At 52.6% G+C, this 23,604-nt stretch carries 24 protein-coding genes and 1 tRNA gene; 17 read left to right on the forward strand and 8 right to left on the reverse strand.

Annotation, left to right across the window (positions count from 1 at the left end):
* Positions 1–17 precede the first annotated feature (17 nt).
* Positions 18–1,520 (reverse strand): helicase HerA-like C-terminal domain-containing protein, encoded by a 1,503-nt coding sequence (locus AC6I8V_RS02835; RefSeq protein WP_497844419.1) that lies wholly within the window; start codon positions 1,518–1,520, stop codon positions 18–20.
* A gap of 121 nt (positions 1,521–1,641) precedes the next feature.
* Entirely contained in the window at positions 1,642–3,213 is a 1,572-nt protein-coding gene (locus AC6I8V_RS02840) for an ABC transporter substrate-binding protein (protein WP_497844420.1), read from the reverse strand.
* A 532-nt stretch (positions 3,214–3,745) separates the two neighbouring features.
* Between AC6I8V_RS02840 and AC6I8V_RS02845 the strand changes: the two genes are divergently transcribed.
* Genes AC6I8V_RS02845 through AC6I8V_RS02855 form a run of 3 tightly spaced genes read left to right on the forward strand, consistent with a single transcriptional unit; the run spans position 3,746 to position 7,544 of the window.
* On the forward strand, positions 3,746–4,477 hold the full coding sequence (locus AC6I8V_RS02845) for a gluconate 2-dehydrogenase subunit 3 family protein (RefSeq protein WP_497844421.1): 732 nt from the start codon (positions 3,746–3,748) through the stop codon (positions 4,475–4,477).
* 36 nt (positions 4,478–4,513) lie between these two features.
* Positions 4,514–6,283: a GMC family oxidoreductase gene (locus AC6I8V_RS02850; RefSeq protein WP_497844422.1), complete on the forward strand. Its 1,770-nt coding sequence runs from the start codon at positions 4,514–4,516 to the stop codon at positions 6,281–6,283.
* Between the two features lie 4 nt (positions 6,284–6,287).
* Positions 6,288–7,544, forward strand: a complete 1,257-nt coding sequence (locus tag AC6I8V_RS02855; RefSeq protein ID WP_497844423.1) for a c-type cytochrome — start codon at positions 6,288–6,290, stop codon at positions 7,542–7,544.
* Positions 7,545–7,598: 54 nt separating this feature from the next.
* Here the strand turns inward: AC6I8V_RS02855 and AC6I8V_RS02860 are convergent, their stop codons facing one another.
* From AC6I8V_RS02860 to AC6I8V_RS02870, 3 genes are all read right to left on the reverse strand, one after another.
* Positions 7,599–8,276 (reverse strand): MarC family NAAT transporter, encoded by a 678-nt coding sequence (locus tag AC6I8V_RS02860; RefSeq protein ID WP_497844424.1) that lies wholly within the window; start codon positions 8,274–8,276, stop codon positions 7,599–7,601.
* A gap of 95 nt (positions 8,277–8,371) precedes the next feature.
* Entirely contained in the window at positions 8,372–9,010 is a 639-nt protein-coding gene (locus AC6I8V_RS02865; protein WP_497844425.1) for a hypothetical protein, read from the reverse strand.
* Between the two features lie 196 nt (positions 9,011–9,206).
* On the reverse strand, positions 9,207–9,713 hold the full coding sequence (locus tag AC6I8V_RS02870; protein ID WP_497844426.1) for a YjjA family protein: 507 nt from the start codon (positions 9,711–9,713) through the stop codon (positions 9,207–9,209).
* 247 nt (positions 9,714–9,960) lie between these two features.
* Here AC6I8V_RS02870 and AC6I8V_RS02875 point away from each other — a divergent pair.
* From AC6I8V_RS02875 to AC6I8V_RS02890, 4 genes are all read left to right on the forward strand, one after another.
* A tRNA-Leu gene (locus tag AC6I8V_RS02875) sits at positions 9,961–10,045 on the forward strand.
* 524 nt (positions 10,046–10,569) lie between these two features.
* A complete protein-coding gene (locus tag AC6I8V_RS02880; protein ID WP_497844427.1) occupies positions 10,570–11,067 on the forward strand; it encodes a hypothetical protein in 498 nt (165 codons plus the stop codon).
* A gap of 94 nt (positions 11,068–11,161) precedes the next feature.
* Positions 11,162–11,764, forward strand: a complete 603-nt coding sequence (locus AC6I8V_RS02885) for a hypothetical protein (RefSeq protein WP_497844428.1) — start codon at positions 11,162–11,164, stop codon at positions 11,762–11,764.
* A gap of 56 nt (positions 11,765–11,820) precedes the next feature.
* Complete coding sequence (locus AC6I8V_RS02890; protein WP_497844429.1) at positions 11,821–12,120, forward strand: hypothetical protein; 300 nt, start codon at positions 11,821–11,823, stop codon at positions 12,118–12,120.
* Between the two features lie 39 nt (positions 12,121–12,159).
* On the opposite strand, the gene AC6I8V_RS02895 is transcribed toward AC6I8V_RS02890, so the two are convergent.
* Complete coding sequence (locus AC6I8V_RS02895) at positions 12,160–12,357, reverse strand: hypothetical protein (protein WP_497844430.1); 198 nt, start codon at positions 12,355–12,357, stop codon at positions 12,160–12,162.
* 987 nt (positions 12,358–13,344) lie between these two features.
* Here AC6I8V_RS02895 and AC6I8V_RS02900 point away from each other — a divergent pair.
* From AC6I8V_RS02900 to AC6I8V_RS02930, 7 genes are all read left to right on the forward strand, one after another.
* Positions 13,345–14,067 carry a hypothetical protein gene (locus AC6I8V_RS02900; protein ID WP_497844431.1) on the forward strand — a complete coding sequence of 241 codons (723 nt, stop codon included), beginning with the start codon at positions 13,345–13,347 and terminating at the stop codon, positions 14,065–14,067.
* Between the two features lie 2 nt (positions 14,068–14,069).
* On the forward strand, positions 14,070–14,537 hold the full coding sequence (locus tag AC6I8V_RS02905) for a hypothetical protein (RefSeq protein ID WP_497844432.1): 468 nt from the start codon (positions 14,070–14,072) through the stop codon (positions 14,535–14,537).
* 237 nt (positions 14,538–14,774) lie between these two features.
* Entirely contained in the window at positions 14,775–15,731 is a 957-nt protein-coding gene (locus AC6I8V_RS02910; protein WP_497844433.1) for a nickel/cobalt transporter, read from the forward strand.
* A 93-nt stretch (positions 15,732–15,824) separates the two neighbouring features.
* The gene (locus tag AC6I8V_RS02915) at positions 15,825–16,220 is read left to right on the forward strand and encodes a DUF6088 family protein (RefSeq protein WP_497844434.1); all 396 of its coding nucleotides are present in this window, start codon (positions 15,825–15,827) and stop codon (positions 16,218–16,220) included.
* Complete coding sequence (locus AC6I8V_RS02920; protein ID WP_497844435.1) at positions 16,213–17,160, forward strand: nucleotidyl transferase AbiEii/AbiGii toxin family protein; 948 nt, start codon at positions 16,213–16,215, stop codon at positions 17,158–17,160. Before AC6I8V_RS02915 ends, AC6I8V_RS02920 begins: the two co-directional genes overlap by 8 nt.
* Positions 17,161–17,274: 114 nt before the next feature.
* The gene (locus tag AC6I8V_RS02925) at positions 17,275–18,144 is read left to right on the forward strand and encodes an AraC family transcriptional regulator (RefSeq protein ID WP_497844436.1); all 870 of its coding nucleotides are present in this window, start codon (positions 17,275–17,277) and stop codon (positions 18,142–18,144) included.
* Positions 18,145–18,288: 144 nt separating this feature from the next.
* The gene (locus AC6I8V_RS02930) at positions 18,289–18,618 is read left to right on the forward strand and encodes a DUF1493 family protein (protein WP_497844437.1); all 330 of its coding nucleotides are present in this window, start codon (positions 18,289–18,291) and stop codon (positions 18,616–18,618) included.
* A 12-nt stretch (positions 18,619–18,630) separates the two neighbouring features.
* Here the strand turns inward: AC6I8V_RS02930 and AC6I8V_RS02935 are convergent, their stop codons facing one another.
* On the reverse strand, positions 18,631–19,410 hold the full coding sequence (locus AC6I8V_RS02935; protein ID WP_497844438.1) for an NAD(P)H-dependent oxidoreductase: 780 nt from the start codon (positions 19,408–19,410) through the stop codon (positions 18,631–18,633).
* Positions 19,411–19,500: 90 nt separating this feature from the next.
* Here AC6I8V_RS02935 and AC6I8V_RS02940 point away from each other — a divergent pair, with 90 nt between their 5' ends.
* Complete coding sequence (locus AC6I8V_RS02940) at positions 19,501–20,391, forward strand: LysR family transcriptional regulator (protein ID WP_497844439.1); 891 nt, start codon at positions 19,501–19,503, stop codon at positions 20,389–20,391.
* A gap of 81 nt (positions 20,392–20,472) precedes the next feature.
* The gene (locus AC6I8V_RS02945; RefSeq protein ID WP_497844440.1) at positions 20,473–21,522 is read left to right on the forward strand and encodes a DUF1176 domain-containing protein; all 1,050 of its coding nucleotides are present in this window, start codon (positions 20,473–20,475) and stop codon (positions 21,520–21,522) included.
* Positions 21,523–21,553: 31 nt separating this feature from the next.
* Here the strand turns inward: AC6I8V_RS02945 and AC6I8V_RS02950 are convergent, their stop codons facing one another.
* Entirely contained in the window at positions 21,554–22,228 is a 675-nt protein-coding gene (locus AC6I8V_RS02950) for a YecA/YgfB family protein (protein ID WP_497844441.1), read from the reverse strand.
* A 180-nt stretch (positions 22,229–22,408) separates the two neighbouring features.
* Here AC6I8V_RS02950 and AC6I8V_RS02955 point away from each other — a divergent pair, with 180 nt between their 5' ends.
* Positions 22,409–23,464 carry a hypothetical protein gene (locus AC6I8V_RS02955; RefSeq protein WP_497844442.1) on the forward strand — a complete coding sequence of 352 codons (1,056 nt, stop codon included), beginning with the start codon at positions 22,409–22,411 and terminating at the stop codon, positions 23,462–23,464.
* Positions 23,465–23,604: the final 140 nt, after the last annotated feature.

Below are 23,604 nucleotides of genomic sequence, written 5' to 3' on the forward strand. Positions count from 1 at the left end.
TTTTTCCGTTTTATCGCTTAGCGACGACGTCCTCCCATCAGGCTGCCAAGTACGCCACGAATAATTTGATTGGTGATCTGTCGCGTGGCGCTTTTTGCCATGGTCTGCACCACGCCGTCATGTTTGCCGCCGCGCGGGCCGGTGCTGCCAAACAGAATCTCCTTCAGGCCACCGAGAATGCCGTCGTCGACGGCGACGTTATTGCCTTTGGCTTGCGGCGCGTTGGCCTGTTCAGTGGCGACCTGTACCCCTTTTTGCAGCATCTCAAAGGCGGATTCGCGATCGATTGCGGTGTCGTATTTGCCATACAGCGGCGAATGGTTGATCAAACCGTTGCGTTCATCGCTGCTGACGGGACCCATGCGGGAACCCGGCGCAATCACCATCGCACGCTCGACCATCGACGGGCTGCCTTTCTCATCCAGCAGCGAGATCAACGCCTCGCCGGTGCCCAAAGCCTGAATCGCCTCGACGGTATTAAATGCCGGATTGGCGCGCATGGTCTCGGCGGCGGTTTTCACCGCTTTCTGATCTTTTGGGGTGAAAGCCCGCAGCGCATGTTGCACGCGATTACCCAGCTGGCCGAGCACGCTGTCGGGAATATCGCCGGGATTCTGCGTGACAAAATAAACGCCAACGCCTTTGGAGCGAATCAGACGGATCACCTGTTCCACTTTTTCCAGCAGCACCGGCGGGGCGTCGTTAAACAGCAGGTGGGCTTCGTCGAAAAAGAACACCATTTTCGGTTTATCCAGATCGCCCGCCTCCGGGAGTTGTTCGTACAGCTCCGCCAGCAGCCACAGCAGGCTGGTGGCGTAGAGTTTCGGCATCTGATACAGCTTTTCGGCCGAGAGAATATTGATGAAGCCTTTGCCCTGATCGTCACAACGCATCCAGTCGCGGATATCCAGCATCGGCTCGCCAAAGAAATGCTCGGCTCCCTGCTGCTCCAGCGTCAGCAGACCACGCTGAATCGCCCCGACTGAGGCGCTGTTGATGTTGCCGTACTGCGTCTGGAACCCTTTGGCGTTATCACCGATATATTGCGTCATGGCGCGCAAATCTTTGAAATCGAGCAGCAGCAGGCCCTGGTCATCGGCGATGCGGAAGATAATTTGCAGCACGCCGCTTTGCACATCATTCAGGTTAAGCAGACGCGCCAGCAGCAGTGGCCCGAGATCGGACACCGTGGCGCGAACCGGGTGGCCTTTTTCACCAAAGATATCCCACAGCATCACCGGGTTGCGCTGCGGCTGCCAGTCGGTGACGCCAATCTTCGCCAGACGCGCCAGTAGCTTCTCCGACTCTTCGCCCTCGGCGGCCACGCCACTCAAATCACCTTTCACATCGGCCATAAAAACCGGTACGCCAATTGAGGAAAACGATTCCGCCAGTTTTTGCAGCGTCACGGTTTTGCCGGTGCCGGTCGCGCCCGTGATCAGGCCGTGGCGGTTGGCCATTTGCGGCAACAGCTGCAATTTCACTTCCGGTGTTTGTGCGATGAGCAACGGGGTGGTCATGATTTTTCTCTTTCAGGCAAGTGGTGATGCCTGAAAGGATAGCAAAGCTGGGCATTTGCCGTAGCGGCGCGATAAGTCGCGCGGGTTTTGACAGCGATAAATCGCGCCGCTACGGGAATGGTTATTGTTTAGTGACGGTATCGAAATACAGCAGGCTGACGCCGATGCCCTGCTGCACATGCTCAATATTGTTGCGCACCGCCACCTGCTGCGCGCCCTGTAGCGTGACCACAAACGGCGAGTTCTGCTGGAGTGACTGCTGCAATTCCGTGTAGAGCTGACGGCGTTTCACGGCATCGCTTTCGCCTGCGGCGGCGCGGGTTTTGGCGCTCAAATCCGGGATTTCCCAGCCGACGCGCCATGCGAGGGTTTTTGAGCCGCCTGGGACGTTGTAAGCAAAGGCGCTGGCGTTGGTGTTGGGATCGACATAGTCAGCGCCCCAGTAAATGAAGATCGACTGGAAATCGCGGCCGCGCATTTTGCTCCACAGCTCCGATTCCGCCACCGGTTGCAGCTCGATTTGCAGATCGGCTTTGGCAAAGCTGGCCTGCAACGCCTGGGCCACATCGATATAGGGCGGCTGGTTGATCACCGTCAGCGTAAAGTGGCTGCCCGGCTTGATGCCGCCTTGTTGCAGAATCTGCTTCGCTTTCGCGACATCGTAATGGAACGGCTGGTTCTCCAGCGCGCCGTCAAAGCCCTGCGGCAGGAAGCTCTGATGAATGCTGTACTGGCCTTTTAGCAACTGATCGGCGATGGCGTGGTAATCCACCAGCCAGCGCGCCGCCTGCCACAGCGCCGGATTACCCAGCGCGGGTTGCGCCTGGTTTTGCGTGTTGAAGCCGAGGTAGTACACCAGGCTGGACGGGAAGGCATCGATGCGCAGATTTTTATCGCTTTTCAGCGCGGCAATCTGGTCCGGGCCGAGCTGGTAAGCCACATCGACGTCGCCCTGCTGGATCAGCAGGCGACGCGCACCCGCATCGGCGACCCCTTTCAGCAGGATACGTTGCAGATGTGGCTGCGGTTGTGCCTGGGCATTGGCGTGCAGCACCAGCGCCTGCTGCGGTACATACTGCTGGATGACAAAGGCGGCGCTGCCTGCGGAATGGGTATGCAGCCAGCCATTGCCGAGATCGTTATTGCTGGCGTGTTGCTGCACGGTTTTGCTATCGACAATCGACGCCACCGGTGCGGTCAGCAGGCGCAATGCCAGATTTTGTCCAATCGCCGCGGGCCACTGAATTTCCAGCTGGTGGTCGTTCAGCACCTTAAACTGTCCGGCGATGTTATCCGGCGTCCAGCCAAACTCGGCGAGGATAAAAGAGGGCGCCTTGTTGAGTTGCACCGCACGGGTTAACGAAAACACCACATCCTGCGCGGTTACCGGATTGCCGCTGGAGAAATGCGCGCCAGGTTTCAGGCTGAATACCAGACTGTGCGGCGTGCTGCCGGGTTGCCAGTGGGTTGCCAGCAGTGGCGCGAGTTTCTGCGGGGTATCACGATCCGCTTCCACCAGCGTCTGATACAGGTTGCGCTGCACGCTGTTGCTGACGGTTTCAAAACTTTCGGCCGGGTCAAAGCTGATAATGCCGTCGAGCGGCACAGCGACAACCAGGGTATCTTTCGGCGTCGCCGCCTGTAGCGCAAAGGCGCTACCCCACAAGGCAAAAAACAGAATCAATGAGCGCATTATTGTCATCCTGAGTGATTGATTAACTGACTCTATCGCTGAGGCGGCGCTGGCAAAATGCCGGTTTGTTCTGAGCTGTGCCGGAAATTAACAATTCATTTCAGCTGGCAGTTATTCCGCTTATTTTGTGCGCGGTCTGTCATATTTCAGAAATAGATATTTGGAGTGTGTTTCTATCAGGTAAATAAGATGTTATTAATGAGAATAATTCTCTTGTATGGAAGTATGATTTCTTTTTATCGATTAATTTACGGTACTATTACATTCCGTGAACGATTTTGGTCATTTGCCCGTACCACGCGCACAAAAACCTGACATTTGTACGGTTAAAACGGAAATTCCCGCCACCAAAGCCCTTTACCAGCCTGTAACCAAAATTCAACATGATGATGGATTCTCATCAAAACACATTATTAATTCAATTTTTACACTCTGAAATATTTGTATCCCTAAGATTGCCAGGTTGTTTACCGATGAATTAAACCATTAACAAAAATAATTATCTTTCTTAGCAAGTGAGAGTCGTCAAGCCATGCTTCTACAAAAACCGACCACCAGACGAAAGTTTCTGCTTGGGTCGCTTTTGGCATTGCCATTAAGTGACCTGGTATTTAAGGGATTAACTGCGGCGCAGGCTGCGGAAATGGCAGCACCGGAACTTGCCGACTATAAACCGATCTTTTTCAGCGCCGACGAGTGGCAATTTATTCTTGCCGCCACCGATCGCCTGATCCCCGCCGGGGGGAGTGGCAAAGCGCCGGGCGCGCTGGAAACGAACGTACCGATCTTTATCGACCAGCAGCTGCACAACCCCGAGTTCGGCGACGAAATCTATATGCAGGGTCCGTTTAACGTTCATGCGCCCGCCACCATGGGCTACCAGATTCCGTTCACGCCGCAGCAGATGTATCACACCGGCATCCGGCTGGTGAATCAGTGGACGCAGGGCAGTTTCCAGAAAGCGTTCCACGAGCTGACGCTGGAAGAGAAAGACGCGGTTCTCACCAAAGTGAACAAAAATGACGGCATCGACTTCGCTGCACTCGGCGAACCGAACCTGAAAGCCTCCCAGTTCTTCAGCCAGCTGCTTTCAGATACCAAACACGGCTACCTCGCTGATCCGATGTACGGCGGCAACAAGGGCATGAAAGCCTGGATCGCCATCGGCTTCCCTGGCGCCCGCGCCAGCTTCACCGAGTGGGTTAAACAGCACAACGTACCTTACCCGCTTGGCCCGGTCAGCATCATGGGTGAACGCGCGTAATGGCGTTTCGCATCAGGTATTTGAGACAGGATTATCATGGCACAGATTACTAAAAAAGAAGTCGACGTCGTTGTCTGCGGCCTCGGCTGGGCAGGCTCGTTAATGAGCATTGAGCTGGCGCTGGCTGGCTTAGAAGTCCGCGCGCTGGAGCGCGGCGGTGAGCGCGATTATCCCGAGTTCGCCTACCCGAAACCGGCCGACGAATACGCCTACAACGTGCGTAACAAGGTGTTTGCCACCCCGAAAGAAGTGGCGGTTACCGTGCGTTACACCATGGATCAGACCGCGCTGCCGACCCGTAAATGGGGCGCGTTTGCGCCAGGCACCGGCGTTGGCGGGGCAGGTATGCACTGGACGGCGGTACTGATTCGTCCAACCCCGACCGATATCAAACTGAAAAGCTACGTCGATCAGGCGTACAAGCCGGGCATTTTGCAGGAAGATATGCGCGTGATGGACTTCCCGTTCACCTGGGAAGAGATCGAGCCGTATTACTACAAGTTCGAGCTGATTTGCGGCCAGTCGGGCAACACCGGCAACCTGCGCGGCCAGATCCTCGAAGGCGGCGACCCGTTTGAAGGCCCGCGTTCAGAGCCATACCCGCTGCCTGCGCTGGAAGACACGCTGAACAACGTGATGTTCAAAGAAGCGGCGACGAAACTGGGTTATCACCCGTTCCCGAACCCGTCGGCCTGCGTCTCGCGCGCCTGGAAAAACCCGTACGGTAACCAAATCGCCCCTTGTAACTACTGTGGTTACTGCTCGAAATATCCGTGCCTGAACTACTCCAAAGCCTCACCGCAGACTGCCGTGATGGACGCGCTGAAGCGGATGCCTAACTTCTCCTACGAAGTACACGCGGAAGTGGTGAAAGTGGTGCTGCACGACGATCAGAAAACCGCGAAGGGCGTGATTTACTACGACGTCGACGGCAACGAAGTGTTCCAGCCCGCGAAGATCGTGGTGCTCTCCAGCTTCCAGCTGTACAACGTGCGTCTGATGCTGCTCTCCGGCATTGGCAAACCGTACAACCCGATCACGGAAGAGGGCGTGGTGGGCCGTAACTACGCGTTTCTGTCGAACGGCGGCGCGACCCTGTTCTTTAAAGACAAAAACTTCAACTCCTTCGCCACCGCAGGCGCCACCGGCCAGATGTTCAACGACATCTCCCCAGGCAACTTCGATGGTCCGGGCCTTGGCTTCCTCGGCGGCGCGAAAATTCACAGTTCGCAGGCGACCGGTACGCCTATCGCTACCTCACTGCCGAAAGGCACGCCGAGCTGGGGGATGGGTTACAAAGAGGGTCTGGAGCAGTGGTACAACCATTCCATGAAGATCAGCATCACCACGACCTGCCAGTCGTATCGTGATATCTACCTGGATCTCGACCCGCATTACACCGACCACCGCGGCCTGCCGCTGCTGCGCATGACCTTCAACTGGAAAGAGAACGAGTTGAAACTGCAACAGCATCTGAAAGGCATCGTGGGCAACATCGCCAAAGAGCTGAATCCCGACAGCATGAGCATGGGCTTCCTGCCAATGGGCGCTGACTTTGACCTGACCAAATACGTTTCCACCCATAACGTGGGCGGCGCGGTGATGGGCGACAACCCGAAAACCTCAGCGCTGAACAAGTATCTGCAAAGCTGGGACGTGCATAACGTGTTTGTACCGGGCGGTAACGCCTTCCCGCAGAACTTCCAGGCGAACCCGACCGATACCATCGGCGCGATTACCCTGATGGCGGCACAGGCAATCAAAGAACAGTATCTGAAAAACCCCGGCCCACTGGTACAGGCATAAGCATATGAAATTAAAATCATTGTTAATGGCGAACGCCGTGTTGCTGGGAAGCATTGCGGCGCAGGCTCACGCGGCAGATGATGCGCAACTGATCAAAAAGGGTGAGTACCTGTCGCGACTCGGCGACTGTATGGCCTGCCACTCGGTCGCCGGGAAGCCGGATTACGCCGGTGGCCTGGCGATTGAGTCGAATCTCGGCACGATTTACTCCACCAACATCACGCCGGATAAAGAACAGGGTATCGGCAACTATAGCGAGCAGCAGTTCTCCGATGCAGTACGCAAAGGCGTGCTGCCGGATGGCTCGCGCCTCTACCCGGCGATGCCTTACCCGGATTACGCCAAAATCAGCGATGAAGATATGCACGCGCTGTATGTCTACTTTATGCAGGGCGTGAAACCGAGTGCGTCGCAGCCGCCAGAAACCCATCTGAGCTTCCCGTTCAGCCAGCGTTGGGGGATGCGCTTCTGGAATTGGGCGTTCACGGCGGACAAACCGTTCCAGCCAATTGGCGGGGCGTCGGAAGAGGTGAACCGCGGCGCGTATATCGTGGAAAGCCTCGGCCACTGCGGCAGCTGCCATACGCCGCGTGGCATCGGCATGAACGAGAAAGCGCTCGACAGCAGCGACGATCAGTTCCTCGCTGGCGGCAGCCTGAATAACTGGGATGTGCCGTCGCTGCGCGGTCTGCCGCGCTGGAGCGAGCAGGAGATTGTTGATTACCTGCAAACCGGTCGTAACGACAAAGCGGCGGTAGGCGGTGAGATGAAGTCGGTGATTGAGCACAGCAGTTCGCACATGACCGATGCCGATGTGAAAGCGATTGCCGCCTACCTGAAATTCCTCGGCGGCAACCCGCCGTTGCAGGCATACAACGTGCAGGCGCAGCAGGCGACGGAAGCGAAACTGACGGCAGGGAAAAATTTGTCGGAAGGTGAGCGTCTGTATCTCGACAACTGTGGCGCGTGCCACTTTGTCACCGGTAAAGGTGCGCCGGGCGCGTTCCCGGAACTGGATCAGGCAACCATTGTTAACGCCAATGATCCCACCGGGCTGATCCACACCATTCTGGCCGGCGCCCAGCAGCCATCAACGGCGAAAGCCCCGTCAGTGCTGATGATGCCAGGTTTTGCCAGCCGTCTGAGCGATGATGAAGTGGCGCAGCTGGCGACCTTTATCCGTCAGGGATGGAGTAACAAGGCACCGGCAGTGACCAAAGATCAGGTTGCTGATGTGCGCAAGACTCTGAAGCACGAATGATCGTTGGGGCGGCACTCAGGCCGCCCCTGTCATTCTTTATCGCGCAGGCAGGATTTAATGGTAGGTATGAATCACTTCCAGTACGCCGTTAATAATAAATTGCACGCCCATACACACCAGCAAAAAGCCCATCAGACGTGAGATCGCCTCGATACCGCCTTTTCCCACCAGCTTCATAATCGCCCCGGAACTGCGCAGCGAGATCCAGAGGATCAGCGCCACTAAAAAGAAGATCGTCACCGGTGCCACCATGATCACCCAGGGCGAGAAATCGACACCGCTTTTTATCGTCGAAGCCGAGCTGATGATCATCGCAATGGTGCCTGGCCCTGCGGTGCTGGGCATCGCCAGCGGCACAAAAGCAATATTTACCGTTTCGTGGTGGCTGTCGCTGGCGTCCAGCTCATCCTGCTTGTGCTCCGCCTCCACGGAATGTCCCACCGGCTTAGCGGGAAATAACATGCGGAAGCCGATAAACGCCACAATCAATCCGCCCGCCATGCGCAGACCGGGAATAGAGATACCAAAGGTATGCAGCACCGCATTGCCTGCGTACCAGGCGACCATCATGATAAAGAAAACGTACACCGACGCCTGAAAAGCCTGACGATTGCGTTCCTGGAAATTCATATCACCGGCAAGGCCAAGAAATAGCGCCACGGTGGTGAGCGGGTTGGCAAGGGGAAGAAGCACCACCAGCCCGAGGCCGATAGCTTTGAATAATTCCAGCATGTCGATTCCTTGTGATCAAAACGCGCCGATAGTATATCGACGCGTGGCACAGCTTAAGGAGACAGGGTGGGCAAATCTTGTTTAAAGGTGTGTGCTTAGTGTTTCGGGCGATCCAGCGCTTCGATCAGCTCCGGGAAAAAGTCTTCCAGCAGCTCCGGCGTCATCAGATCCGGATACTGAATCAGATGCTCGCGAATGCGTTCGTTCAGATCCGGCAACAGGCGTTGTGCCGCATCAGTGGCGCTGATTTTTTTCTGTTTCATCAGGCGCAGCACGTTGTCCGGCAGACCGTCTTCATCATCTTCGACGTCTTCCACCGCTTCCAGCTCGTCCAGTTCGTCCAGCAGATCCATCAGCGCTTCAATTTGCGGCGTGCGGGATTGATACTCAGGCGGCTTCTCGTTTTCCAGATAGCGCAGTAGGGCGCGCACTGGCGATCCATCCGGCGTGGACGGCGGTTCGCTGGCAAACCAGCTCAATAAATCATGTTGGGTCACCTGATGGACGTGATAACCATTGTCCACCAGCTCATCAGCGAGGATATCGGCCGTGTCATGTTCAATCAGGCAAATATGGGTGCGATTGGGTGTGAACTGCTCCAGCCACTGATAAATCGCTTCAATCACGCTGTCGTCGTAACTGAAATTCTGGCTGAGATAGCTGCCGTCCTGTTGATGTACGCAAATGCGAATCAGGTCGGGATCGAAGTAAATCGCAATGTTGATGCCTTTCATGCGCGCTGTCCTGTGAGTGCCAAAATGTCACTATAGCGTTAATGGAGAGGCGGGGAAATCATCGTGCATCGGGGGGCGGGTTTTTACTGCGGGACGGCGCCTTAGCGCGCTTTTTTGCGTTTGCGGGATAGGGGCAGCGCGCATGGTCGCCGGCAAGGGACAGCTTACCTGGCTCCCTGCGCTGCCCCGAACTCAGTTACATCCCGATATATTTCTTGCCCTGTTTCAGGACCACATCACAGGCTTTGGTTTTCAGCTTCTCGCCCATGGGGGAGTTGCTCAGACTTTGCAGGTTCAGCTGCTGACCGTTGCCGGTATTCAGCAAACCCTGTAAACCCTGCTGGTAATCCGTTTTCTGCTCCTGCGCGGCGCTGCTGCTCAGACCCAGTTTGCTCATCACCTGATCTTTCACCGATTGCACATTGTTTTGCACCACGTTGTGCTCAACGCAATACTGCATCACCCCTGCGGCATTGGTCATGCTGTTGGCGCTCACCGCTTTATCGCCGCCGTTCAGCAGCCCGGTTATGGACGAAAGCGACAGCCCGCCGCTCTGCGTATTGCTGGTGCCGCTGTTCTGCTGGCTCAGCTGCGATGCAGCGCTGCTCAGTTGATCCTGCCAGCTCGCCGCTGATGCGCTACCCGCAACCAGTGCCGCAGCGAGGCCCCACCCCCAAATCACGCGTTGTGTTGTGTTATTCATCTCAACCTCATTTTTTCTTTAATGGCTGACTGTTGTCAGTTTTGCTTAAGAGACGTCAGATCCGAGAAAGTTCCGGGCGGAAGGGGAGATTGGGAGTGTTCTGGTTTTAACGGGAAATAGCGACGGGACCGCTGGCGGCACGGGCAGCGCTGCTTTTTTCAACGCTTAGCGCACATCCCCATCGATTCCGGTTGCGCACCTTGTCTGTAACGGTATAATCCCCAACGTTTTCCGCATCCTCTTCAGTGCCGAAGTGGCGAAATCGGTAGACGCAGTTGATTCAAAATCAACCGTAGAAATACGTGCCGGTTCGAGTCCGGCCTTCGGCACCATTCACTTTAATTTCTTATTAAACAGTGAGTTAGACGTAAAATCCTATCTCTCTTGCATGTAAGAAATGATCTAAAGTTTCACCAGAAATTGCCGCTTGGTTAGTAGTGGCAGATCTTCGGGAATACTATCTCATAGCGGCGTGTAGTTCCAAGCTTCAAACACGTACAGTTCTCAACTTGAACAGCTATGACGTTGCCCACGTCTCTAAACCTCCCAAAACTTTCATTCGTTCCACACTTTGCGCGGTGTTCCGTAATGCCATGTCGTGAGACAGCACAGGGAATAAACAGGCGATAGATGGGAATCCTAACCAGATCGGGAAAGTATCTGGCTCTGCCACGGTTTCAGCCACCGGACTATAACGGCTACCTGATAAGAGAATGAGTGAAAGCAGAACACAGATGACGCCTACGGCACTGATCGATGGATACCCCATCACGGCGCATTAGGTTTCCTATGCCTTGATTTCGGCTGACTAAGTTTTAAGATGTTTCTTAAATCGACAAACTGTTAAGGAAGCGAAATGAAAAAAATCATGGTAGCAGCAGCTTTTCTTGTCATGCCTATGTTGGCTTATGCTGGCGGTGCTGGTTATGGCAATACCAAATGGGATATGAGACCGTCAGAAGTAGTAGCGGCCCAAGGAAACGGGGCACACTTGATTGCACCTGAAAAATACAAAGGTAGTGTTGGGAAGGTTCGTATCGACAATGTTGACATTGGCAGTGGGCTTTACAATGTTAACTTCCTTTTTGATAATTCAGATCGTTTAGTGCAGACGAATGTTACCAGTGTGGAACAGATGAATGAAGGTATCATTGTGCGTCAGTTTAACACTCTGAACCAATTGTTAACTCAGAAGTATGGTAAACCTGAGTTCGCTAATTCAGATAGCGTTACATGGAAGCTTCCCTCTACCACAGTCGAATTAAGCAAAATGGTTATTTCCGGGGTCATGGCACAAACGGTAATCCGCTACATTCCCACTAGCAGAGTTACTCATGATACGTCTAATCTTTAAGTCAACTAGAAATATTAAACAATTTGACTTTTAATCTAGCTGTAAAGTTATGCTTGTCTGTGATTATGGTAATGTTCTCAAAGGATAGGGGCGTATGTCAGATAGCTATATAGGATTAATTGGCGCGGTAGTTGGAGCTGTTATTACAGGTGGCTTCACTTTTTTCACCGACTGGCTTAAAAATAGAAACAAGAATAAAAAAGACTTGGAAGTTCTAGCTCTTAAGGTTACATACAAATTAGAACTATATGCAGCACAGTGTCTTGAATGTTATAAAGATGATGGAGAAGAGGCCTGCGAAGACCAAGATGGCGTTTGTTACGGGGGAATATTTAAAGGTTATGAGATCGATTTCCCAGATTTTACTCTTGGTAATCTGGGTGATATTGATTGGAAACTCCTTCCTGTTAAGTTAATGCATGAAATCTTCATTCTTCCGGCATCAGTCAGCAATGCAAAGGTGCGTGTGTCAAAAGAACTTGAAGAATATTTAACTCATGATAATAGTGAATACCCTACAACATTAAGAGCAAAGCAACTAATTGACGTAGCTTTAAATTTTTATGCTATCTCATATGAGCTACGGAAGGTTTCAGGCCTACCATTACCTAATGATTCAATTGTAATCGACACCCTGCATAAAAGTAAATCCACAACTGATGAAGATTATAATCGGTTGTTTATTAGAAAAGAATGAGTTTGTTTGGTCTGTAATAATACCTTTACCATCAACTTAAATTTGAGAATTAAAAAATGGATGAGAATAAAGATTGCTACGTGATACAACAGCAGGACGGTGGATTAGACTATGGTTGTCTTGTGAATGAGGATGATGAATGGTTCTATGAAAAGCCTGGATATTCCTCTTTTAGACCGAAACATAAGTTAAACAAGAATCAGTTTACACTTCAACCTAATGAAAAATATTTATCATCTTCAGTCATAAAATCTTCTGTAACTGCTCAAGTAGATTGGGAAAAGTTAGTTGTAACAGATGCTGATGGGAATGAATATAAGCTTTTACCCTGTTTGTCATCCCTTGATAGAGGCTGATATTTCCTTGACAGACATTCGAGGAGGTTAGCTGTATTATTAATCATCAAACGTTTTGGTGTGGTGGCAGGGCGCAGACTTTGCCACTTTGATTTCACGGCTCTCTTGAGCATTCTCATACACACATAATTTCCCATCTGACACTTCCACTTCTTCAGACAGAATCAATGTAACTTGCACCGCTGATACCTTAACAGCAGCCAGGCACAATAGAAGGGTGGTTAAGGTTCTTTTCATCTCTGTTCCTTTTCTATAGTCAATAACGGGTAATTAAGGGATATAAAAGCATATATTAAGCTATTTAAATATGAATTAATTCACACTTATATTGATGCGTACATAGTAATAATTACACTAAGATTTTATGTGAACATGAATAATATCAGTAACTTATGTTTATTTTTGGCATTGGCGGTTGAATCTTGTCTCCATCATACCCCCTCAATAAAAAATTATTTCTCCATTGTCTCATTCCTATCCTTTCCTTCTGTAAATATCCCGGCTCTATTGTTTCAGTATCGAGCATAACCCATACACGATTCTCATTTATGGTTGAATTGCAGAAATATCGTAGGCCTGTTTGCACGTTCTGAGAGCAATCTAAGGCACCTAACGCTGACTGCATTCAATAGCGTCTCAACACCGCCTGCACTGGTTAAATTAGTTTTAATGGTGTTTTTAGTGCACGAAAAGTGAGCCATTTAACATAATAGGCATTACAATGGCCATATTGTTTGTGTGTCTTTGTCAATCCGAGGGCATTCACGCGACGGCGTCACGCTGATGCATGTTTAATACCGTGATCACCATTGGTAGCCCCACTTTGCTGGCAAGATAAGTTGTTCAGTAATTTCGTTCGACATTTGGCGCACTGCACCGAATATCCAGTTTCAACCCGTTGGCGTCAGCCAAGTTACAGGCGGCACATTTCCATTACTTCACCTTCCGGCAGCGGCTGTATGAAGTCATCAACACAGTAATCGACGGTTCGCGGTTCGGCTGTTGGTTATTCCGATGATCGGTTGTGCGGTGCGTCGTCGATTTCTTCGCGGTTATCCGCCACCCTTTACTCATTCGTTACCACTTAATGCATTGTCTGATATTGATAAAATCGCAAAGCGTAGCGTGTGAAGGATTATTTGATAAATCTTTTTTAATGCTTCGTTTTTTTATTCTGTGTATGTTTTGCTAGAGTCGTTCCAGGCATAAGATAAGGAACCGAAAATGGATACTTCCCTTTTAAACTCAGTGAACAGCCAGGGACGTGAGCAGTTTGAATCTGCTATTAATGCTCTTCAGGGAGACATATCAGCTGCCGCTGCCCGCCTGCAAATTGATCCTCGTCTGCGTCTGGAGTATTCGAAACGCATTAAAGAGATGGCCGACGATCTCCGCTCAAGAGCAAATATTGGTCTCATCAGTTGGGAGCAGGCAGCACAGGAAGCGCAGGAAACACGCAATCTGATCATGGATCTGGTCAGAACGCGTAGTACTCCACTCGGACGTGCAATGGCTCAACAGATGAAGACATCGGGTAAAACACTCAATGAATTAGTGGCTAAGAAAGCTATTTCTCTGTTTGGACCTCGCACTAACTTCAACACGCTTTCCGAAGTTCAGAAAAATCAGGTTTATGCCGGCATTGTTGAATCTGCGGGGAAATCAAATCCCCTGGTTAACCTGAGAATGCTGAAGCTGTCGCGGGTGGGAAAAGGGCTTGTAGTCCTTTCAATCGCCGTGTCCCTTTACGAAATTTATACCTCGGATCATAAGGTCGCAGAAACTGGGCGTCAGCTGGCAATCAATGGCGCTGGTATTGCAGGAGGAGCGGCGGGAGGCATGGTAGCGGGTCTGGTGTGTGGTCCGGGAGCACCTGTTTGTGTTCTTATCGGTGGATTCATCGGTGGTGCGCTTGCCGCATGGGAAATGGGATATTTTTGGAGATAATCATGCAACAGCTCAGCACATTATCGCTGGTCGAACATGCCAGGCAAACAGAGTTCTCTCAGGCGCGTTCAGAGGTTTATTTTGATGGTAAGCCATCTGGAATGATTATTCCCGGAAAGGTACTGGAAGCGGCTTTTAGGGTGGATGAAGATAGATATTTGATCTTTACTACCGATGACGTTCTGTTTGAAGAGTCGCTGACTATTGCCTTGATAAGCCATGAACAAGGCGTTGTTGAGGTTGCCCATCTTGGCGGGGAATATGCTTCGGGCACTTTTGAAAATCCCTCCACAGATAAAGATGGTGTGCATTTTCAGTTTATTGATGATGTCAGATGGAGCATAAAAATTTCTAAATCAGCCCATTTGCGCATTCCTTTCCTGTCTGATCCGCGCGGTGTGAAACGCACCTCTGGATTAAAAACATACATGACATTTTCGACAAACCCGGTGCCGGAAAGTGTGAAATGAAAACCGAGAGGACCACTCAACCCGAAGCCGGTATGTTTGGCTGCCTGTGAGGCAGGTTAAATATCGGAGAGATTAGGCCCTGCATGCAAAATAAAGTCGCTAAACAGCGGCTTTTTTTTATGTCTGCAATTCAGCCCGCTTATCTCACCATCACTGCTAACAAAAACCCTATAGCATTCATTCCAAAGTGGTACTAGCATTCCCGACATCTTGTTGGTCATTTATCCAGGCAAAACCGTGACAACCCGAATCCTCACCCGAGACTGGCGCCTGCCCATCGCCGGATTATTAATCCTGACGTTGTTGATTATCGGCGGCACGCTTTACGCTCACTGGGGCGCATTTCTTCAGTGGAGCCTCGCCACGCAAATCTCGCTGCATCGCAGGCTGGTAACGCATCTGCTGCAACTCAATAGTCACGATTACAACGGCGGACTGTGGCTGCTGGTCGGCGCATTTATCTACGGTGTGCTCCATGCGATAGGGCCGGGCCACGGTAAATTTATTATCACTACCTACCTCAGCACCAATAAAGAGAGCGAGCTGGCGGCACGCGTGGTGCCTTTTCTCGGCAGCCTGATGCAGGGCATCAGCGCGATTCTGTTCGTCTATATTTTGGCGGTGGGATTTAACCTGGCCGCTGGCGATTTGAGTATCAGTCGCTGGTATGTGGAGAAAATCAGCGCGCTGCTGATTGGCGTTTTCGGCGCATTTGTTATCTATCACACGCTGAAAAACGCGCGGCCACGCAGCATGTCCATCACCTCACTCAAACCATTGCATCACCATTCCGATCAATGTGGCTGCGGGCATCACGGCGTGGGTGCGGATCTGACGCAGGGTGACTGGAAAACCCGACTGGGGGTGATTCTGGCGATTGGAGCCAGGCCCTGTAGCGGGGCGATAATGATTTTGTTGTTCTCGAATACGCTGGGGATTGTCAGCTGGGGCATTGCCGCGGTGATGACCATGTCGCTGGGAACTGCGGCGTCGATTTTGTCTCTGTCGCTGGCGGTGCGCTATGCGCGCAATCGTACCGTCACCTTCTTCAGCCGCGACAACGAAAATCTCAGCTGGCTGGTTCCGGCCGCCAAAATTGCGGGCGGCATCGTTTTGATCCTCTTTGCCACCGTGCTGTTTCTCACGGTGATCCCGATCAGTCCTAACGGCGATTATATTGCTGCGGGATGCTAAGAATAACGCCTGAGCCTATGTCTTGTGTCGTATGTTTGCTGTCAAAATTGTCGTATGTTTGCTATGATGAAAAAATGTTCAAAGGAGGATGGCATGACGATAAAAGCCGTTATTCAGTCACGACTGAAACGCTCAAAGCGTTATGTATTCACCCGTGACGATTTCAAAGATCTGGCAGGTTACGATCAGGTTGGCAGGGCACTACGCGAGCTGGTGAAGGAAGGGCTGTTGCTTAAAGTCGGCTATGGTGTCTACACCAAAGCCCGCCAGAATGCGATCACCGGTAAATTAATGCCTGCGGCACCTGGTGGATCGGCTGCGGTAGTCATCGAGGCGCTGGAACGGCTTAAAGTCGATTACCGGCTGGTTGGCGCGGCAGATGACTACAATAGTGGCAAGTCCACTCAGATTCCTGCTTCACTGGAAATTAAAACCTCTCCGCGGTTCAAAAGAATTTTGTCTGTAGGGAATAGCAAATTAAATGGATGATTTAACAAATTTATTTCCGGATGCGGCGGATGCATTGGGAATTGCATCCGTCGCAATTGTAGAGAAAGACCATTATATCGTTGAATTATTGCGTTTGATTCAGCCATTGACGTTTGATACTCATCAACTGGTTTTTGCTGGGGGGACTGCGCTATCTAAAGCGGGGATATCCTTGAACAGAATGTCAGAGGATGTCGATATCAAACTGGTTCCTTGTGCTGGTTTTACTCAGCAATATTCCAGAAGCCAGCGTAAGAATATCCGTAAAAGTATTATTCAGGTTATTAGCGAAACGATAAAAGCGTCAGATACGTTTCGTTTTGATGAGAACTATCCCAGCCTTGTTCGTGATGAGTATCGTTATGTTGAGATACCAGTGCGTTACCCGCAAGAGTTCGCACAAGCTCCCTGCTTGCGGCCATTTATCAAACTCGAGCTGATGGAAACGGATTTGCTTGAAGCCTCAGAATGTCGTGATGTTTACTCCCTGATAACGGCTCTGACAAAGAAGGGGGCAATCGTGGCAGCTTTTCCCTGTGCAACGATTGGCAGTACCCAGGCTGAAAAGCTGGTTTCGATGATGCGAAGAACCGCGGCTGGTTTGCGCAATCTGGAACAGGCTATCGACGAATCACTGGTGCGCCATATTTACGACAACTTTTGTATTGTCAGAGAAAAAGGGGCGGATATTCCGCGATTAAAACGCTTCGTGCAGGATTGTATTAAGCAGGATATTGAACGTTACGGTAATCAGTATCCACATTTCTGCGAAGCACCCATTGAAGAGTTAAAAATGGGGCTGGAGGAACTAATAAGGAATCCTGTCTATAAGCAGCGTTATCAACAGTTCGTCACGCCAATGGTGTTTGGTAAAGCTCCTGTGTCATGGGAAGACGCTTATGCTTGTTTCCGGCAAACAGCCCTGGATGTGCTGGTTTGAGGATGGGAGTCCCGTGGCATAATAAAACGTTTGATTGATTCCCCTCCAACTCCGCAAGATCCGTCAGGCCAGCCCCTCTCGCGCTCAGGCATAGTCAGCGGCAAGGAGAATGCTATGCCAGCCAACAAACCCGATACCTACCGTCAGCGCTTCAACAGGGTGTTCGATTATATCGATCAACATCTCGATGACGCGCTATTGCTGGAACGACTGAGTGAAGTCGCCCATTTTTCGCCTTACCACTTCCACCGGCAATTTAGCGGGTACTGTGGCATGACGCCGGGACGCTACATTCAGCTGATGCGCCTGAAACGCGCGTCGTATCGGCTGGCATTCAATCCCTCCGAGAAAATCATCGACATAGCGCTGGATGCCGGGTTTCAGCATGCCGAATCGTTCAGTCGTGCTTTCAAACAGGTGTTTGCGATGACGCCGAGCGAATTTCGTCAGCAGCCCGCCTGGGTGACCTGGCACCAGCGTATGCCGCCGCTGCAACCAAAACGGAGAGAGAGTATGCCCGTCGCAATTAACGATTTTCCCACCACCCCGGTGGCGATGCTGTCCCATTACGGCCAGCCGGAGCGCATTATGGAGACGGCCGCGCGTTTTATCGCATGGCGTAAAAGCAGCGGATTGTCGCCGATTGCCAGTAGCCAGACTTACGGCGTAGCCCCGCATGATCCCATCACCACGCCAGCGGAGACGTTCCGCTTTGATATCTGCGGCTCGGTGACATCGCCGATAGCGGAGGAGAACCCCTTTGGCGTGGTCAATGCGATCATTCCCGGTGGCCGTTGCGCCGTGCTGCGTCATCATGGTTCGCATGATGCGCTCACGGAAAGCGCGCGTTCGCTATATCGCGACTGGCTGCCCGCCAGCGGTGAAGAGTTACGTGATTTTCCGCTGTTCTTCCATTATCTGAACTTCATTCATGATGTACCGGAACATGAACTCATCACTGACATCTATCTGCCACTGAAATAACCGAAAATCCCGGCTGCCTGCGCAGTCGGGAGCACCACATTTACCCTGCGTGCGACACCCGGCGCCTTAATCGATACGTTTCGCTCATAACGTGGCAGAATAGCCGCCCGCCCCATCACAATTCGCGCGAGGAGAGGAGAGGTTATGTCAGATGAAATCGAACAGCGTATCTATGAGCTGGTCCGTCGTTACGATGGCGTATATCTGTTTAAGCAAAAATTGCTGACGCCACAGATAGATATCGATACCGATCTTAACTTTGAACACGAAGAAGCCGCCGCGCTGATGGACGAATTTTTTGCCGAATTTAATGTGGCGCGCGACGGATTTACTATCGAGACCTATTATCCGCCTGAGCCTTCCCTGAGCGCGATCCTGAATCCGTTCAATAAACGCGAAGTGCCGGTGGTGCCGGATTTCACGCTGGGGATGCTAATCGAATCCGCTAAGGCCGGGCGCTGGTTATATGAATAAGTCGATTGCCGGTTAGCGCTGCCGATGCACGCTATATCCGGTTTCGCCGGGTGCAATCTCTTCCTTCAGCGTCAGTGCCGGAATCACATAATCACCGCCATTCTGCCGACGAAAGGCAATCGGCTCGCACTGCCACAGCCTATCCAGTCGTGTCGCCAGCGTATCGCACCAGCTGCGGTAACGCGTTTCGGCAGATTTCTGCACCTGATAAAACACCACCGGCGGTAGCACGCTGAAGCCAGGATAGAACAACATGCCGTGCTGAATCGGGAACAGCAGATCATCGATGGGGCCATTGATGCCGCGCGGGCTGAAGTGCGATTCCCAGCCGCCGGTGGTGACCACTAACATCGCCCGTTTGCCCACCAGATTGCCTTCTCCGTAGCGCTCGCCCCAGCGCTCCTCGCTGTGCTCACCCACGCCATAGGCAAAACCACAGGCGTAGACACGGTCAAACCAGCCTTTCAGGATGGCGGGCATCGAAAACCACCACAGTGGAAACTGAAAAATCACTGCATCAGCCCAGCGCAATTTTTCCTGCTCGGCGGCGATGTCAGCGGCCTGCTGCTGGTGGTCATAGGCAAATCTGGAATCCAGCGAAGCCTGAAAATGCGCACCCACCAGTGGGGCAAGGGTGTCAGCGGCATCCAGCTGCGCTTTCCAGTTCATGGCATAGAGATCGGAGACCTGTACCTGATGACCGGCGTTTTGCAGATGCTGCACGCTAAAATCTTTTAACGATCCGTTGAGCGAATGCGCTTCCGGATGGGCATACACAATCAATACATTCATGGCGTAATCCTGTTGGAAGAAATCAGGTGCAGGCTACGGCAGGACTACCTATAGTAGAAATCAATTACTGTTATTTAAGGTATAGTTACAGTGAATATCGGCACCCTGGATTTAAATCTCCTTCTTACCCTTGATGTGCTGCTGACGGAGCTGAACGTGACGCGTGCGGCGCGGCGTCTGCATCTGTCGCAGCCGTCGGTGAGCGCGCAGCTGGCGCGGCTGCGTACCCTTTTCGACGATCCGCTGCTGCTGCCAGGGCCGCGCGGCATGTTGCCGACAGCGCGCGCCGCGGCGCTGCGGGAGCCTTTACGGCTGGCGCTGGCATCGCTGCAACAGGCCGTTGCGCCACCGCAGGCGTTCAATCCGGCCACGGCGCAGCTGACCTGGCGTATTGCCGCCACCGATTACACCTCTTCTGCGGTTATGTTGCCTGCGATCAGCAACTTACGCGTCGCAGCGCCAGATTGTCGGGTGGCGATATTCAGCCTTAACCCGCCGCAGGTGGCGCAACAGCTGGAGAAGGGCGAGCTGGATGTGGTTTTTCATACCGGCGAACGCGTGCCACAGACGCTGCACCAGCGCAGATTATTCACCGAACGTTACGTGCTGGCCGGGCGTATTGATCATCCACGGCTGCACGCGAAAATTACCCTCGATGAGTTTTGCCAGCTGGAACATCTTATCGTTTCACCCGACGGCGGTGGCTTCAGCGCCGCCACCGACAGCGCACTGGCGCAGCTGGGCCGTTCGCGCCGCGTGGTGCTGTCGGTGCCGCATTTTCTTTTTATGCTGGAGATGCTGGCGAATAGCGATTTGGTGGCGGTGTTGCCGGAGCGGCTGGTGCGATCATCGCCGCTGTTGCAGGTGATCGCTCCGCCGGTTGCGGTGCCAGGGTTTGAGATTCTGATGTTGTGGCACGAACGCGTGCAGCGCGATCCGGCGCATCAGTGGCTGAGGCAGCAGATTATGGCGGTGGTTTAGCCACAAAATCGCCAAAAATTCACTTCTCCCCGCCCGAAAAACTGCGCAAACTAGCCGCCTTAACCATTAAGGAGAGATGGCATGAAATCCCCCTACCTGCTGGCGTTTATGCTTCTGAGCAGCGTCAGTATGCCGTTGCTGGCAGACGACAGCGGCGTTTCCTTTAGCCATAAAGACTGGGAACTGGCGTGCGATAACACACTCACCTGCCGCGCGGCGGGCTATAGCACCGAAGAGGGCGCGGGTGGATCGGTACTGCTGACGCGCCAGGCGGGGCCGAATACCGCCGTAAGCGGCCGGGTGGTGCTGGCGGACGCGATGGATGAAGATCCCAAGCCGGTGGATGTCCTGTCGTTGTGGATCGATGAGGAAGAACAGGGTGAGCTGCAAAAAGTCGATATCGACGAATGGCGCTTAACCGACGCTCAGACCCAGGCGGTGATCGCCGCCGTGAAAGGCAATGGCAAAGTCGAGTTTCGCGGCGGTGAAGAACCCTTCGAGCTTTCCGATAATGGCGCGTTCGCCACTTTGCTGAAGATGGACGAGGCGCAGGGCCGTCCCGATACGCCGGGCGCGCTGATCAGAAAAGGCGACAAGCCGGAGAGCAGCGTACTGGCGGCGGTTGTTCCGCCGATCATTCAGCAGGTTAAAGTCGCAGACGCCCAGCCACGTCCGTTAAGCGCGCAGGAGCTGGCTTCGGTCAAACCGCAGCTGATTGCCTCACTCACCGACGATGACAGCTGCGACACATTGCAGCCCTCCGACGACCAGCCGGAAGAGGGTGCCGAACCCATTACCCTGACGCCGGTAGACAGCAGGCATGTGCTGATTTCCGCGCTATGCTGGCGCGGGGCCTACAACGAAGGTTATGGCTACTGGCTGATGGATAAGCGATTGCAGCAGAAGCCGGAGTTGATCACGGATTCCGCTTCGGATTACAGCGAAGGCGTAATTTCGCTGGCGCAGAAAGGGCGCGGCATCGGCGATTGCTGGAGCACCGCCGACTGGGTGTGGGATGGCAAAGATTTCCAGCAGAGCAGCGAAGCCACCACCGGCATGTGTCGCGCCATCCGCGCAGGTGGGCCGTGGCAGTTGCCGACGCTGGTGACGGATGTGAAACCCGCCAAATAAAAAAGGTGCGCTCAGCGCACCTTCTTCGTCCTTATTTCATGCAGCACTGCTTGTACTTTTTGCCGCTGCCACAGGGGCAGGGATCGTTGCGGCCAACCTTCTCACCCGCGAAGTAGGGCAGCTGAGGTTCCGGTTCCGGCTGCGCCAGGCGCTGTTCCTGCCAGTAATCATGCAGTTGTAGAGCCGCAGGGCGAATCGCTTCGATGCTGGCTTCGAACTGCTCCGGGGTGAAGCCGTCCAGCGTGGCGAAATTCGCCTCGCTGCCGTGCAGGGCAATGGCATCCAGCGCCGGTTGCTGCGCTTCCGGCAGCGCCGACCAGTCATCCAGCGCGATACCGCGCATATAACCGAAGCACCACTCTTCCACCACGGTGAACTCCTGGCCTTCCATCTCCTGGGTGCCAAACAGCGGATCAAACTGCTCCGGGAATTCACTCAGACGCTCGGCGATATCATTCATATGCTGGAAGGTCAGGGTCATAAAGCGGTCCATTTCGCGTTCACTGGACCATTTCGGAATGAATTTCTGGCCGCCCCACATCGCCACCAGCCACTCGCTCGGTTCGATGTCATTCGGGCCAGAGAGCAGCGCCGTCAGCATCCCATCGAGTTCGGCAACATCGACGACGGAGTGTTCGTTGCCGTATTTCTCCAGCATCTCTTCAAGCCAGTTCAGCTCTTTTTCGGTTAACGGGCCCTGGTTCATACGGCGTCTCCTGCGGTGTGTGCTTATTGGCGGGCAAGCTGCCCAAAGTCGATAACGCGGGATTATAGCCGGAAGAAGGGGGGTGTGACAGGGCGGGCGAGATTTGACACACCCGATCAGGATGATTAGTTTTGAGGCTGCGCACTGACACAGATTACTTCGTCTCTTAGGGAAAAGAATATGGATAAAAAGCGGGAAGATAATAAGCCCAGCCGTGGTTACGAAACCTTTAAAGAGTATCTCGATATTATCGGTAAACTTATTCCGGTCGTTATCTTCGTCTCAACGCTGTATGGCGCATGGCAACTCTTCTCCTTTGCGCGGACTTACGGCATTCGGTTTATCGATCTGGTAAAAAGTAATGTGGTGATCACCTTTGGTACTTTGTCATTCTTTCTGATTATCGTTATGGCGATGGTGGTTATCGCGGTGATGTTTGTACAGCATATTGAAGCGCGTTTTGTGGTGCGTAATCTTATTCAGAAATCTAAATTTCCCCTGATTCGACGCCACAGAAAAATCGCGATTCTGGCGTTAAGTATCCTGATGTCATTATGGGGATTTATTTTCCTCTTGCCGAATGGTAAAGCCGTATCATGGGTGGCTGCGGCGGCAGTTATTTTGCTGTTTCTGTATATTTTCTTTGGTACTTATCGCCGGGCCGATAACCCACAGCGCTGGCGTCACCTTTTTCATAGCGTCTACTGCCTGCTGACGCTGATCGCCCCGGTGTTTTTCTTTATGCTGGCGATGGCGATTCTGGCGACGTTGTTTGAACAAAAGCTGCATGGCGTCTCGGTCCTGACGGGCGTGTTGTGCATGGTGTCTGGCTACTTTATTCTGACGGTGCTGCCCTTAATTCTCTCGCTGAAGAAGCCGACGCATCAGGGATCGCTATTCCTGTGCGGTTGTTTCGCCCTCTGCCTGTTCTTGCTATTTACGTTTCCGTTCTCGCAGGTGATCTCGGGCAAAATTGCCGATATAGCCGGGCTGGGATTTAAAACTCAGTGCTACCTGAAAAAGGACGTTCTGTTAAGTCAGGTGCCGGCGCGATTTATTCACTCTTACCACAATGACGCCGTCGTCAGGCTGAATGTGATAGCGAATCTCGATGATATTTATTATCTCACCACCGAAATGAAAGAAGACGCGGTGGCTGAGTTCCGCTTTAAATCGGACCAGCTTAAAGCGATCGCCTGTTCGCTGGAGAATATGGCGGGGGTGGATGAGCGCTGATTAAAATCATCGGCAATGGCTTTGCCATTTTTCAGCTATCCATTGCCGAACCTGTCCTAAAAATTATTTCCCATAACATATTTCCCAACATTATTGGCCCTGATCCGCGACCAATGTCAGCGTAAACACAGAAACTCGCT

Source organism: Pantoea sp. X-Soil-TKNS-1207 (genome assembly GCF_059730485.1).